Source organism: Pseudoalteromonas sp. T1lg48, from assembly GCF_002964785.1.
Lineage (GTDB): Bacteria > Pseudomonadota > Gammaproteobacteria > Enterobacterales > Alteromonadaceae > Pseudoalteromonas.
On sequence record NZ_PQCC01000004.1, the window covers coordinates 69,873 to 84,209 of the forward strand.

Below are 14,337 nucleotides of genomic sequence, written 5' to 3' on the forward strand. Positions count from 1 at the left end.
TAGAAACTCAATTTAACAATGAGCCTAGTACTAGGCTCATTGAACTTAAAACACCGCTTTATTCAGCCACAGATGAGTCACAATACTTGCGCCATAACCTAGGGCAATGACCGGTGTCCATTTAAGGTGCGAAGCGAATGAATAATAACCGCGGGCTTGCCCCATTAAGGCCACACCCGCCGCAGAACCTATCGACAATAAGCTACCGCCTGTTCCTGCTGTTAACGTGATAAGCAACCATTGGCCATGGGACATCTCTGGCTCCATCGAGAGTACGGCATACATCACAGGAATGTTATCTATCACAGCCGAGACCACACCTAGCACTGTGTTAGCGACCGTTGCACTCATATTGCCATAAAGTGACTCAGATATCAGACTCAAATACCCCATAAAGCCAAGACCACCGACGCACAACACAATGCCGTAGAAGAACAACAAGGTGTCCCATTCGGCTCGAGATACTTTGCTGAATACATCAAATGGCACCACGCTCCCAAGTTGCTCCAACCGTTTGTTGTCACCTTGCAGCTCGGCCTTTGCACGTTTGCGCGCCAAAGAGCCAGGCAAGGTCATGCGCAAGAAGTAGCCAAAGAACTGTAGATAACCCAACCCCATCATCATGCCCAGTACGGGTGGCAAATGTAAAACAATGTGGCACGCCACCGCCGTGGCAACGGTCAGCAGGAATAAGAAGGTGATACGGAGCGCACCACGCTTTAATTCTACGTCTGTATCAACTCGGGTCGGTGTGCGGTTCTCAATGAACATACTCATCACTAACGCGGGCACCAAATAGTTAACCACCGAGGGCACAAAGAGTCGTAGGAACTCGGTGAAGGTTACTTGCCCTGCTTGCCACACCATGAGCGTAGTGATGTCGCCGAAAGGGCTAAATGCGCCGCCAGCGTTCGCTGCAGTTACAATACTCACGCAACATAGGGCGACAAACTTTTTATCGTTTTCAGCGACTTTCATCACCACCGCACACATCAGCAACGCCGTGGTTAAGTTGTCTGCAATGGGCGATATAAAAAATGCTAAGCCACCGGTTATCCAGAATAGTTGTCTGTAAGTGAAGCCTTTTTTAAGCAACCAACCGCGTAAGGCATCAAACAGTCGCCGCTCTTCCATGGCGTTGATGTAGGTCATCGCCACTAATAAAAACAGCATCAGCTCGGCAAATTCGAGAAGGTTATGACGAAACGCTGATTCAACAATACCGGCATGCTCACTCGGATAGACGCTCGCGATTAAAATCCAGACAAGGCCCGCGGCAACAAGCACAGGCTTAGACTTGCGCATATGAATCTTTTCTTCAGCCATGACTAGGATATAGGCAATGGTGAAAATAACGAGGGCTGCATAGCCAACCCCAGATTGAGTAAGGTTCAGCGCAGCAAAATTTGATTCGCCAGCCTGAGTCGAAAACGAACACAGCACGGTAAACAGTATCAGTAAAAGTTGCGTCATAGTTATAACGGGCACTGCATTCGCCCTTCCCTCCCAGAATATAACGGTAAAGTCCCAGCGTATTCGAAGTCTCGAAATAGCGTTTGGAACCAGTGTGCTCAGTTAAGTTACCACAAGAAGTACGAACAATTATGTAAGCAAAAGGTGTATATCGACCCTTTCAGTAGCTACCCACTTTTAGCAATGGAATCACACAAAGAGCCAGCGATATTTCAGTGCTAGCGTAGGCTCAATCACTTACTTTAGGTAATAGGTAATAGGTAATAGATAAAACGATTAAAGCATGCAGATTATCTGCATTAATTCAACGTATTAAGTTGCAATCAATCATTAGCCATTCTAAAACTAGGGTTCACATAACCGCTAAGGATTGAGTATGAAGATCACCAAAATGGCTTGTGCCTTAAGCCTCGCGTTGTCGCCGGGTGTGATGGCAAACGACCTATCCCCACTGCAACTGGAAGACGTATTTAATCTCGAATATGCCAATCAAATCGACATCAGTGACGATGGTGAAACGGTGTACTTTGTGCGCAACCGCATGGATATAAAAACCGACCGCAAGTTCAGCAATATTTGGCAGGTTGATAGCGGCTCTAAGCAGCTTCAGCCCGTGACCAGCGGCGTGCATCAGGACTTTGCTCCGGTGCTTTCACCGAGCGGGGATCGCCTGGCCTTTATCTCGACCCGCGACGGCAGCCCGCAGCTCTATGTGAAATGGTTAAGCACGGGTGCGCTCAGCAAAATCAGTAATCTCACCCAAAGTCCATCGCAACCGACCTGGACGCCGGATGGTAAATCCCTGGTGTTCAGCATGTTCGTGCCCGCCAAAGCCAAAAATCCGGTCAACTTGCCGGGTAAACCCGAGGGCGCCCAATGGGCAGATCCGGCCGTGTTTATCGATGATGTGTACTACCGCGCCGACGGCGCCGGTTACAGCAAGGCGGGCTACAGCCACTTGTTCAGCATTCCTGCCGACGGCGGCAACGCCACCCAGTTAAGCTCGGGGGATTTTGACCACGGGGGTGCCCTCAGCTTTAGCGAGGATGGCGACACCTTGTATTTTGCCGCCAACCGCCACCGCGAGCACGACCTTAAACCCATTAACACGGAAATCTACAGCCTTGATTTAAAGAGCAAGGAAATCAACGCAATAACCGACCGTAATGGCCCGGATAGAAGCCCAAGTGTGTCTCCTAATGGCCGCTACCTTGCCTACGTGGGTTACGACGATAAGGGCACCAACTATGAAAACGCCCAGCTGTATATTCGCGATTTAAGCAACGCCGACACCCAAAGCCTCACCGCCGATCTGGACCGCTCGGTAGAGCAGATCCAATGGGCGGACAATGGCCGCGGCCTGTACTTTAGCTATGACGATCAGGGCCAAACCACCCTGGCTTATCAGCCGCTGCGCGGTAAGCGTAAGGTGCTCACCGAGCAAATCGGCAGCGTCTCTTTTGGCCGCCCCTACTCCGGCGGCGACTTTGACGTAAGCGCTAACGGTGATGTGGCCTTTACCCTGGCCGACACCCAGCGCCCTGCGGATGTGGCCGTTAATAAGCGCGGCAGTACCCGGCGCCTAACACAATTAAACGAGGATGCGTTGGGCGATAAAACCCTGGGTAAGGTAGAAGAGCTGTGGGTAAAGTCCAAGCACGATGGTCTGGGCATTCAGGGCTGGGTGGTCTACCCGCCGGAATTTGATGCCGAAAAGCGCTACCCGCTTATTTTGGAAATCCACGGCGGCCCGGTGGCCAACTATGGCCCGCATTTTAGCGCCGAAGCCCAACTCTTTGCCGCCAAAGGCAATGTGGTACTGTATATGAACCCACGAGGCAGCGACTCCTACGGTAAGCAATTTGCGCAAACCATACACCACAACTACCCCAGCAATGATTTCGATGACCTGATGACCGGAGTGGATGCCCTGATCGACAAAGGCTTTATCGACACAGATAAACTCTTCGTCACCGGCGGCTCCGGCGGTGGGGTGTTAACGGCCTGGACCGTCGGCCATACCGATCGCTTCGCCGCGGCCGTGGTTGCCAAACCGGTGATCAACTGGTTTAGCTTTGTACTCACTGCTGACTTCTATCCCTTCTTTACCGATTATTGGTTCCCGGGAAAACCTTGGGATCATATGCAGCATTATATGGAGCGTTCACCCATTAGCTATGTGGGTAACGTAAAAACACCGACCATGCTGCTTACCGGCGAAGCCGACTACCGCACGCCGATTTCGGAAACCGAGCAGTTTTATCAGGCCCTTAAGCTGCAAGGGGTGGACACCGCCATGGTACGTATTCCCGATGCCTCCCACGGCATCACCGCGCGCCCGTCTAACCTGATGGCCAAGGTTGCGTATATTCTTTGGTGGTTCGAAAAGCATGGCGAGAAAGACGCCGAATAACCTGACATCGGCATAAAAAAAAGCGTGGCTCACCAAAGTGACCACGCTTTTTTTAACATTATCGGCTGTATGGAGTTAGTAAAAATATGATCTGAAATGCCCTCCGACAAACACGTCAATCAATTAAGTCATTACCTGCCTGCAGGGCGTCTATTTCGAGACTGATTACTTCTTCTGCCTTGACCTTCACCCTGGCCTTGACCCTGACCTTGTCCCTTCCCTTGGCCTTGTCCCTTCCCTGCGCCACTTTGCTTACGTTGGTTGTTTGAGTTCGCAGGACGACGACGCGCTTTGTTAGCGTGGTGGGAGTGACCTCGTCTATCGGTTTGTTCTTTGCTTTTAGCCGGCGCATTTTGTGCGTTACTTTCTGAAGCCTGAGCTTGACCGTCAGCACTCACTTTAGGTTTTTTCGGCTTCTTCGGTTTCTTTGGCTTAAGCGGTTTGAGGGTACTTTCAGGCAACTCATTCGTTGGCTCAAATCCGGCAATTACTTTTCTTGGTAACAATTGCTGGATTAGGTTTTCGATGTCATTTAGATCTTTGGCATCATCGGCAATCACAAAAGAAATAGCCAAACCAGAAGCCCCAGCTCGGCCTGTTCGACCAATACGGTGCACATAGTCTTCTGCAATGTTGGGAAGATCGTAGTTAATCACACAGGGCAATTGATCTATATCTATGCCTCGCGCGGCTATATCCGTGGCAACGAGCGCCTGTATGCTGCCGTCTTTAAACCCGGCCAAGGCCTTGGTTCGGGTGCCCTGGCTCTTATTGCCGTGAATTGCCGTCGACGGGATGCCACGATTTTCTAGATTACGGGCAATACGGTTGGCACCGTGCTTGGTGCGGCTAAATATCAGTACCTGCTGCCAATCATTTTCTTTTATCAGATGGCTCAACAAGGCCGTTTTACGGGATTTATCGACCGGATACACCCACTGCTCAACGGTTTTCGCCGTTGTATTGGGCGGTACGACTGAAATCTCGAGCGGATCAGTCACTATGGTCTTGGCTAAATCGCGAATTTCATCAGAAAAGGTCGCCGAGTAAAGTAAGTTCTGACGCTTTGCCGGTAGCAATTTAATTATCTTGCGAATATCGTGAATAAAGCCCATGTCCAGCATGCGATCGGCTTCATCCAGCACCAGCATTTCGAGCTGATTAAACTTGATGGCGTTCTGCTGATACAAATCGAGTAGTCGTCCTGGGGTGGCAACCAAGATATCTGCACCGCGGCGCAACTGCATCATCTGTGGGTTAATCTTCACCCCACCGAATACCACGGAGTAACTCAGTGCTAACTGCTTACCATAGGTTGCAACGCTCTCGCCGACCTGCGCCGCGAGCTCTCTCGTGGGTGTTAGCACCAGGGCGCGAACATTATTATTTTGCGCACGCTGGCCTTTACTGAGTATTTCCAGCATGGGTAAGGTGAATCCAGCCGTTTTACCCGTGCCGGTTTGCGCTGCCGCCATCACATCTTTACCGGATAATACCGCGGGTATGCCTTTGGCCTGAATAGGCGATGGGTGCTTATAGCCCTGCTGCTCCACCGCTTGCAGTAGTTGTGGCTGCAGGCCTAGGTCGCTAAATTGAATATTATCGTCGGATTGAATAGAAGTGGTCACTGGCGCTGATTGTTTGTTGGTCATATAAACTCGGTATGGGTGGCAAAATACGGCTGACGGTTATTTCACCAGAAAAGGTTTCGGATGCGAAGATTAAAGGACTCTGGCCACAATTACAAAGATAACCCACACTTTTTCACTTATTTCACACCCAATGGGCACTATTGATGCCAAATTCAATGCACATGCCCTTCCAAGCTGATGACCAAAATTAGCCTTTTTTATGCAGTAAATGAGCGCGAACGGCCTCGCGTATCTGAGTATGTAACTCCATAACCCGGTTAATATCGACTAGATTGAGGGAGATGTTTTCCAGCATCACAAGATTCAGGTTAAATTCCGGATAGTGAAGCGACATGGACATATACCCGGGTAAATATCCGGTGTGACTGTATTCTGTAAGGTCGTCGTCACTGTTGAGCCTTAGGCCATAGCCATAGCTCATGTTCGGCCAGAAAAACTCCATCTTGGTATGCGCGCGCGTCATCAGTTCATAGCTCTTGGGGCTGAGCAATTCGCCGGAATGCAATTGATGCGCAAACGAGGCAAAAGTCGGTGCCGAGGCTATCAAGCCTCCACCCGGAAGTAATGACCCGTCGATATCTATGTTCGCAGGAATTAGCGTCTCGGCTTCATCGAAGCCAACGGCGAGTGTCGGCAGGTTGCGACGAATATGCTCAATACTCCCTGTTTTGGCGTACAGCGCATTAAGCTGATTGTCCTTGGCGAATTGCGCCACCTGCTCAGCGAATGCTTGCTTGTTTACCTTTTCAAGTAGTTGACCTAAAAGGGCATAACCATGGTTGGAATATTGAAACTGGCTCCCGGGCGCAAAGCGATTGGCTTTACCCAAAGCATCAACGCCTGATGTGTGGCTGAGCAGATGATGCAGGGTAATTCGCTCATCGTATCTGTCGGCATTATGCTTAGCGCCGTCGTTGGTTTCATCTGCAAAAAGATAACTATTGAGTGAGCGCGTTAAATCCAGCTTACCGGCATCAACCGCCCGCAATACCAAGGTGGCGGTGATTTGTTTCGAAAGGGACGCCACAACGAAACTGGAATTTTGGTCAATCCCCTCGCCTTTTTGCAGTGCTAATTGCGCCTTGCCATCTTCAAGCAAAATCACGCTGCCGCTAAATGGCTGTGATGCATCATCAATCAGCGCTTTGATGGTGGTACTTAGGGCACTTAGATCTTGTGACTTCATTTGAGATTTCACACTCGCCTGGGCGGGCTGTAAAGGGGCTTTACTGTGTGTTGTGTCGGCCAGGCTATAGCCGCTAGGGCTAAGCAAAAACAAAGCGCTACTCAGAAGTGTGATGGTGATACGAAGACCCATGCGTTGTCCTTAACCCAATTAGCGATAATGATGTAACCTCGTCAGGCTGATATCTTGTTTCAACCTTATGTTCATACCATGAATCCTGAATCTAGCCAGTTGAATTGTAAAGGCATTTTTAATCGAAAGTAACTGTGCGCAAACGAAAAGAGCTCACCGGGCGTGCAAATAGGAAGCTGTGTTGCGATAAAAATCGAAGCTGGCAAAAGTGCGTATGCTTTGTTATCAATACAGGTAATAAAAGAGTGAAGATGCCCCAAGATAAGAGCAGGTCACTTCAATATGTGATTCACAGCAACGGCAAAGAGCGAGCGCGAGCCCAGTCGCTCACAGACGCTAAATAAAAGGAAGAATCTATGAAGAACATAACGACAAAAGCTTTTGCTGTGTCGCTGCTTATGGCATCGACTTATGGGCAAACCGAGGACGCCGATAAGACCCTAAGGCTGGATAATACGCCGTTTAAAAACAGCGAAATCTATTGCGAGAACGATAAAGAATTGCACCCGTTTCAAAACGAGTTTGAACTTTTGGATTATTACTCAATGAGCTCAGACGAGGGCGAGCGCCAGGTTATCGTTACCGTAGAAAACAGCTCAAGCGGCGGCCGCTCTCTTAATCACACACATTTTGTGGCCATTCTCGGCAACTGCGAGCATATCAACCCGATGAAGTTCGAACGCAAGTTTAACGGCAAAGAAATCGTCACACTGACGCTTAACTTCGGCTTTAGTAAGTTCCCGATTTTAAAGGTGATTAATCAGCCTTAATCGAGCTGATAGTGGCGCAGACAAGCGGAGCGTAAGAAGCAACTAGCTTCCCCCTAACCCCACACCTTGTGCGCCACTTTAACGAATATCACCTGATGCTAACGGCCTAAGCTGCGGTGCGGTTATCCAGATAACCGCTGTAACGAGTAGCCAGCAGCGCGAAAATAGAAATCAGCCCACCCACCCAGGCGGTGTCTTTTAAGGTCATGCCCTCAACAATGGCGCCACCGAGCACCGAGCCGAGCGCAATACCTATATTGAATGCCGCGATGTTTAAGCCGGACGCCACGTCCACCGCATTCGGAGTATACTTTTTTGCCAGCTTGACCACATACACCTGCAAACCCGGCACGTTACCGAAGGCAAAGGCTCCCCAGACTAATACGGTGATCACCGCCCCCACTTTTGAGCCCATGGTGAAGGTCAATATAAAGAGCACCACCGACAGTGCGGTAAAAATGATGGTTAAGGCGTTAATGGGGCCTTTTTTATCGGCCAACTTGCCACCAAACACGTTGCCAATGGCAACCGACACACCATAGACAAGCATGATCAGGCTAATGGCTGAGGGCGCAAACCCCGTCTCTTGCTGCAAAATGGGGGCAAGGTAGGTAAACGCAGTAAAGGTGCCGCCATATCCTAATATGGTCATTAAATAAACCAGCAGCAAACGCGGTTGCACCAGTACCTGAAACTGCTCTTTAAGCTGCGCAGGTCGGCTTTGCTTTAGGTTACTGGGAACTAAAATGGCACTGCCGAACAAGGCAATTAATCCAAGGGCTGAGACCACCAGGAAGGTTGCACGCCAGCCAAAGTTTTGACCAATCCAGGTGCCTAGCGGGACACCGGTGACCAAGGCCACGGTCAAGCCGGTAAACATAATGGCGATCGCGCTGGCTTCCTTTTCTTTGCTCACTAAACCGGTAGCTATGGTGGAGCCAATGGAAAAAAACACCCCGTGAGCCAGACCCGTGAGAATGCGAGCCATGATCAGACTCTCATAGCTTGGCGCTTGCCACGCCAACACATTACCAAAAACAAACAACGCCATTAGGCTGAGCAGTAAGCTTTTACGATTCCAACGCCCAGTTAACGCGGTGAGCACAGGTGCACCAACCGCCACACCTATGGCATACAGGCTCACCAATAAACCGGCACTTGGCAGGCTAACGTTTAAGTCTTGGGCTATGGTTGGGACCAAGCCAACAATCACAAATTCCGTGGTACCAATGGCAAAGGCACTCAGGGTTAAAGCGAGTAATGCGATAGGCATTGTGGTTCCTCTGTTGAGTTCATATCAAAACGAGGGGCTATTGTGGGAGGAAAATAATTTGCAAAAAATAGCAGTAGTGACAAAATACTTTTGCAATAAATGAAAAGGTAAGCGTATGCCTGTTAACGCCAAAACCGAAGATTTAGAAGCCTTTATCACCGTGGTAGATACCGGCAGCTTCTCTACAGCGGCCTCCTTGCTCGATCAGCAGGTGGCCAAGGTGTCGCGCGCGGTAACGCGCCTGGAGCGCACCTTAAACGTCACTTTACTTAATCGTACCACCCGACGATTGGAGCTCACCGAAGAAGGAGAGCTGTTTTTAAGCTTTGCTCGCGATGGCCTCAATGTGCTCGAGCAAGGTGAAGAAGCTCTGCGCTTGCTACGCCGCACTCCATCGGGAAAACTACGAGTGGATGCGGCCAGTCCCTTTGTCTTTCACCAACTAACACCGCTTATCGGTGAGTTTTGCCGCGCTTATCCAGAAATTACGTTAGAGTTAACCAGCCACGACAGCATTATTGACCTGCTTGAGCACAAAACCGACATAGCCATTCGCATTGGCGAGCTAAGCGACTCCAACTTGCACGCCCGGCGCCTTGGTTATAGCAAACTGCACATTGTTGCCAGCCCAGGTTATTTGGCCCAAAACCCACTAGAAGACACTATTTTAAGCTTAAGCAATCAGCGTCTTATTGGCTTTAGCGACGCTCCGCATCTAAATAATTGGCCGCTTAAAAGTCCCCAACAGCTACGCTTTGCCATTAGCGCCTCAAGCGGCGAAACCGTGCGCCAGTTGTGCATTGCAGGCCAAGGCTTAGCCATGCTGTCGCATTTTATGATCAACGATGACATTAACGAAGGCCGCTTGGTGAGTGTGCTCAACGACCACATTTTAAGCCCTAACCGCCGAGAAGTAGTGCAGGCGGTGTACTATCGCAATAGCGCGGTGTCGTCTCGTATTTCCGCATTTTTAGACTTTATAGAGCCACGCCTTCGGCTATAATTGCAAATTCAACAAAAGTGTTTTTCATTTATTGCGGTTAATAGTGGGAATATTCTGGGTTAGGCTGTGCGCAGCATAACTTAGGAGGTCCCATGAACCCACTATTTACTCCCATCACTCTGGCTGGCAAGGTACTTAAAAACCGTATTGTGATGCCACCTATGACGCGCTCGCGTTCCACTCAACCGGGCGACTTAGCCAACGATTTAATGGCCACCTACTACGCACAGCGCGCATCGGCGGGGCTGATTATTAGTGAAGGCACCCAAATTAGTGAACTGGGTAAAGGCTACGCCTGGACGCCCGGAATTTACACCCAAGCACAGGTTATTGGTTGGAAAAAGGTAACCGACGCGGTGCATCATAAAGACGGGGTGATTTACGCTCAGCTGTGGCATGTGGGACGGGTCTCGCACGAGAGCAACACCGGCGGCAAACAGCCTGTGTCATCTTCGGCATTGCAGGCCGAGGGCGTAAAAGTATTTATCGATGACAATAACGCCCCAGGTTTTGTACAGGCATCGTTGCCTCGGGCGCTCAGCGTTGACGAAATTAAAGCTGTGGTTGAACAGTATCGCCACGCGGCCCAATGTGCCAAAGAGGCTGGCTTCGACGGCATCGAACTGCACGCAGCGAATGGCTATCTTATTAATCAGTTTCTTGATTCAAAAGCGAACAACCGTAGCGACGAATATGGCGGTAGTATAGTGAACCGTTTGCGCTTTTTACGCGAAGTGGTTGCTGCGGTGAACACCGTGTTTGATAGCACTGCCGTAGGTGTGCGCCTCGCCCCCTTGACCACACTCAACGGTGCCGTGGACGAACACCCTGAGCATACCTATGTAGAAGCCGTGCGTGCGCTTAACGAGCTTAAAGTAGGTTATGTACACATTGCCGAAGCGGATTGGGACGACGCCCCCGAGATGCCACTGAGCTTTAAACAAGCCATTCGCGATGCCTTTGATGGTGTGTTGATTTACGCCGGCAAATACAACCTTGAACGCGCAGATCAGGCGCTAAAACAAGGTTGGGCGGACATGGTGGGCTTTGGCCGCCCATTTGTGGCCAACCCCGACTTGCCGGCTCGCTTAGCACAAGGCATAGCCCTGAGCGAGCACAACCCCGATACATTATTTGGTGGCGCCGAGCAAGGCTATACCGACTACCCAAACGCCACCTAGGCAGCCATAGGAGAGCGCAAGGCACAATATTGGGGGCTATCTGAACGGACATCGCGTTAATCACCCCCTTGCAGCCGTCGCCGTTGCGACGGCGCACTTTTGCACCACACTGCCGGTCTTGTCTGGTGTCACCAGACTAAGATGGCGCCTTTCCCCCACCCTTTAAGCCCAAGCCTATTTGTGCCAGCACCCGCTTGGCGTTGTCTGCACAGTCCATGTCCTCGGGTTTGGATTCGATTTCAGAAAGGATGTGCATTAACTGCTTTTTATTTTCGGCCAAAGTTACCTGTAAGGCCTCTATGTCCGCTAGTTTTTGCCTAATTGCCCCAAGCAGGGAGTCGTGTTGCCAGTTCTCCATATCAGCGGGCAGCAACTGACGCAGCTCGTCCAGGCTAAAGCCGGCCTTTTGGCCATCAACGATCAGCTTGAGCACCACTTCCGCTTCGGGGGGATAGCTGCGATACCCATTGGCCTTGCGCTCAACCAACTGCAACAGGCCGATGTCCTCATAAAAGCGAATCTTGGATGCGGCCAAGCCAGTGCGTTTTGCAAGCTCACCTATTTTCATAACTGGCCCAAAAAGTTTGCAAGCACTTACATTCAAATCTATTCATTAGCACCTTATAACGCATTGCGCCCTCCTCACACTCGTCCTACACAGTATATCGCACACTGCTATTTGCTGTGCTTACGTCAGTAAACTCATCAAAGTTTTAGCTCGAGCTGTAGTTGGTGAACCAAGCCCTTTCACGGATGCTGGAGAGGTTTGAATGGCGGTTTTGTGCCAGAAGCGGACGGTGGTGACGCTTGCCCAACCGGCAAAAAATGCTTGGCTAAAATTATCGACGAAGGAGCGCAAGCCAGGTGTTTTGCGTCCTTTGGCCTAGACACTTGTTATGAGTTTTGTGCTTTATAGTCACCGTATTCATCTTGGACAATGCCATAGTTAACAAGCTTTATTTCGAAAGCTGATAGTTTTGCTATTAAGTCAGATAAATTTTCTGCAATGTGGCTCTCAAGTGGCTCATCCCACTCCCCATTAGAAGGAGTAAAACCATAAATATCTAAGTAATCAACTGAACCTTCATCTAAGGACTGCCATACTTTAGCAATAAAGCCAGTACAGTTTTTTTCAAATGAGACCCACTTAATACTCGCGTTTTCACCATCTATAAAACCCCCAAGGAAAGCTTCAACTTCCTTGCCTCGATTTAAAGCTGATACAGCTTCATCTATTGTCAAATACCTACGAGTCATCTCGAATCTCTACGAACACATAACGCCCGCATAAGGGGCAGCAAAACTTAGACGGCGATTGGTTAAACTTGGGCGAAGCACCAAAACTAATCGCCGCGTAGTTTTGATGTCCCAGCGCCGCGCTTTTCAGGGGCGCGACTTGATGCGTTTGTTAGGGCTTTTTAGCCAAAACAACATCGTAAAAATTGTCTTTAATAAACTTATACAGCCTTAATTCAGCACCTAGCTCAACCATGTCCTTGATAGCAACTTCCCACTCTTGGAACCCTTCCATTTTGACGAATAGCTTATGCATCGCAACAGTTTCACCGGTGCGCCCTTTTGATATGTACTGAGAGTGGTGAGACTCGTAACGCATAGATTGGACTTTATTACGCGGAATTCTGATCTCACTGAAAGCGCCATCACGAATATACAAAGTACCGGCTTTAATCCAGGCAGAAGGCTTCGTACCATTTTTAAACCAAAAAACAAATGAAGCCAACATAACTACTAGGATAACAATGAGCATAAATGCCCCTAAGCCTTCAGCTTGAGCTGCCATAAACAATACGACTGGAAGAGGTGCTAAGGATGCCATGAAGATCTGAATGTAATTGCGCTCTCTTGGTAATACTGCATCCATAATTAATATTTACCTATAGCCCTAGCAATTTAATATCGAGCGATTGGGTCGTTTTTCTGCCGCAATCTGTCTCGTTTTTGTCCTATGACCATTGATAGCAAATTTAGAAAGTACTTACCAGCATTGAAGTTACGCTACGTTGGTATAAACGTGGACACGACAAAAACGACCCATTGGGTCGTTTTCCTGACTATGGGAGAAACTCAAGAATTATGGATGTATAAACAGTAATTTCGGTGGAAGAATGAAAGACGATATGTCGCTCAAAACGGCCCGAGAGACAAAACCATATTCACCATAACTAACCTCTCCTTTCTCGGCGTCCCAGTTAATTTTTGCTCCCCCTCCATACCTTCTTGATATTTACGTTTGACATTAAAGTTAACTTTAAGGTTAGAGTGATAGCCATATTCACACAATCGCGGAGCATCTTATGCAAACCATACTCGGAGCGAGCGGGCAAATTGGCACTGAACTGGCAAAGGCCTTATACCAAGAGCATATCCATGCTCTACGCCTTGTTAGCCGCAATCCAAGCAAGATAAACCCGACGGATGAGCTGCTCAGTGCCGACTTGTTAGACGCCCAGCAAACGCATGACGCGATTGCGGGCTCCAGCATCGTTTATTTCACTGCGGGGCTGCCCATCGACTCTGCTATTTGGGTGCAACAATGGCCGATTATGATGGCCAATGTCATCAAGGCCTGTGCGACTCACAGCGCTAAGCTGGTGTATTTCGACAACACCTATATGTATGAGCAAAACAATGTGCCACAAACGGAAGACGCGCCGTTTAAACCTTATGGAGCCAAAGGCCGCGTGCGGGCGCAGATCACCACCATGCTGTTAGAAGCGATGCAAAAAGGTGAAGTTAAGGCCATGATCTGTCGAGCGCCTGAGTTCTATGGGCCGGGGAAAACGCAAAGTATTACCAATGCGACCGTCTTAGATAAGTTACGCGCCAACCAACAGGCCTTGGTATTCTTACGTGATGATACCTTGCGTACCCTAATTTACACGCCCGACGCCAGCCGTGCCATGGCGCTGTTAGGAAATACCGAGGATGCCTATGGCCAAACCTGGCACCTGCCCTGCGATGATAATCGCCTGACCTATAAACAACTCATCGCCACCGCCGCGCGGGTGCTTGGCAAACCGTGCCGCTACAAGGTGCTCAAAGGCTGGCAACATGCACTTGTCAGCCTGTTTAACAAACAGCTCAGGGAAACCAAAGAGCTGCTGCCGCGCTACACCACTGACAATATTTTTGTCTCAAACAAGTTTAAGGCACGCTTTCCCGATTTTAAGGTGACTCCCTATGAGCAGGGCATTCGTAACACCCTGCTACAAGAGTAATGGCGCCTTGTTATC

The 14,337-nt window shown here is 49.5% G+C and carries 12 protein-coding genes; 5 read left to right on the forward strand and 7 right to left on the reverse strand.

Annotated features, from left to right (window positions below; all coding sequences use genetic code 11):
• Positions 1–45 precede the first annotated feature (45 nt).
• Positions 46–1,473 (reverse strand): sodium:proton antiporter NhaD, encoded by a 1,428-nt coding sequence (gene nhaD / locus C2M29_RS05720; protein WP_105188843.1) that lies wholly within the window; start codon positions 1,471–1,473, stop codon positions 46–48.
• 391 nt (positions 1,474–1,864) lie between these two features.
• Here nhaD and C2M29_RS05725 point away from each other — a divergent pair, with 391 nt between their 5' ends.
• Complete coding sequence (locus C2M29_RS05725; RefSeq protein ID WP_233998385.1) at positions 1,865–3,886, forward strand: S9 family peptidase; 2,022 nt, start codon at positions 1,865–1,867, stop codon at positions 3,884–3,886.
• A 131-nt stretch (positions 3,887–4,017) separates the two neighbouring features.
• On the opposite strand, the gene C2M29_RS05730 is transcribed toward C2M29_RS05725, so the two are convergent.
• Together C2M29_RS05730 and C2M29_RS05735 are read right to left on the reverse strand one after the other, a co-directional pair.
• Positions 4,018–5,484: a DEAD/DEAH box helicase gene (locus C2M29_RS05730; protein ID WP_105189311.1), complete on the reverse strand. Its 1,467-nt coding sequence runs from the start codon at positions 5,482–5,484 to the stop codon at positions 4,018–4,020.
• Positions 5,485–5,725: 241 nt separating this feature from the next.
• Positions 5,726–6,856: a serine hydrolase domain-containing protein gene (locus tag C2M29_RS05735; protein ID WP_105188845.1), complete on the reverse strand. Its 1,131-nt coding sequence runs from the start codon at positions 6,854–6,856 to the stop codon at positions 5,726–5,728.
• Between the two features lie 356 nt (positions 6,857–7,212).
• On the opposite strand from C2M29_RS05735, the gene C2M29_RS05740 reads away from it, so the two are divergent.
• Positions 7,213–7,626 carry a hypothetical protein gene (locus tag C2M29_RS05740; RefSeq protein ID WP_105188846.1) on the forward strand — a complete coding sequence of 138 codons (414 nt, stop codon included), beginning with the start codon at positions 7,213–7,215 and terminating at the stop codon, positions 7,624–7,626.
• A 106-nt stretch (positions 7,627–7,732) separates the two neighbouring features.
• On the opposite strand, the gene C2M29_RS05745 is transcribed toward C2M29_RS05740, so the two are convergent.
• A complete protein-coding gene (locus tag C2M29_RS05745; protein ID WP_105188847.1) occupies positions 7,733–8,899 on the reverse strand; it encodes an MFS transporter in 1,167 nt (388 codons plus the stop codon).
• 115 nt (positions 8,900–9,014) lie between these two features.
• On the opposite strand from C2M29_RS05745, the gene C2M29_RS05750 reads away from it, so the two are divergent.
• Entirely contained in the window at positions 9,015–9,902 is an 888-nt protein-coding gene (locus tag C2M29_RS05750) for a LysR family transcriptional regulator (RefSeq protein WP_105188848.1), read from the forward strand.
• Positions 9,903–9,994: 92 nt separating this feature from the next.
• Entirely contained in the window at positions 9,995–11,083 is a 1,089-nt protein-coding gene (locus tag C2M29_RS05755; protein WP_105188849.1) for an alkene reductase, read from the forward strand.
• Between the two features lie 136 nt (positions 11,084–11,219).
• Here the strand turns inward: C2M29_RS05755 and C2M29_RS05760 are convergent, their stop codons facing one another.
• The 3 genes from C2M29_RS05760 to C2M29_RS05770 form a co-directional block, all read right to left on the reverse strand.
• Positions 11,220–11,651: a MerR family transcriptional regulator gene (locus C2M29_RS05760; protein WP_105188850.1), complete on the reverse strand. Its 432-nt coding sequence runs from the start codon at positions 11,649–11,651 to the stop codon at positions 11,220–11,222.
• Positions 11,652–11,977: 326 nt separating this feature from the next.
• Positions 11,978–12,340, reverse strand: a complete 363-nt coding sequence (locus tag C2M29_RS05765; protein WP_105188851.1) for a hypothetical protein — start codon at positions 12,338–12,340, stop codon at positions 11,978–11,980.
• Positions 12,341–12,491: 151 nt separating this feature from the next.
• Positions 12,492–12,965, reverse strand: a complete 474-nt coding sequence (locus C2M29_RS05770) for a hypothetical protein (RefSeq protein ID WP_105188852.1) — start codon at positions 12,963–12,965, stop codon at positions 12,492–12,494.
• A gap of 433 nt (positions 12,966–13,398) precedes the next feature.
• On the opposite strand from C2M29_RS05770, the gene C2M29_RS05775 reads away from it, so the two are divergent.
• Entirely contained in the window at positions 13,399–14,322 is a 924-nt protein-coding gene (locus C2M29_RS05775; RefSeq protein WP_105188853.1) for an NAD-dependent epimerase/dehydratase family protein, read from the forward strand.
• Positions 14,323–14,337: the final 15 nt, after the last annotated feature.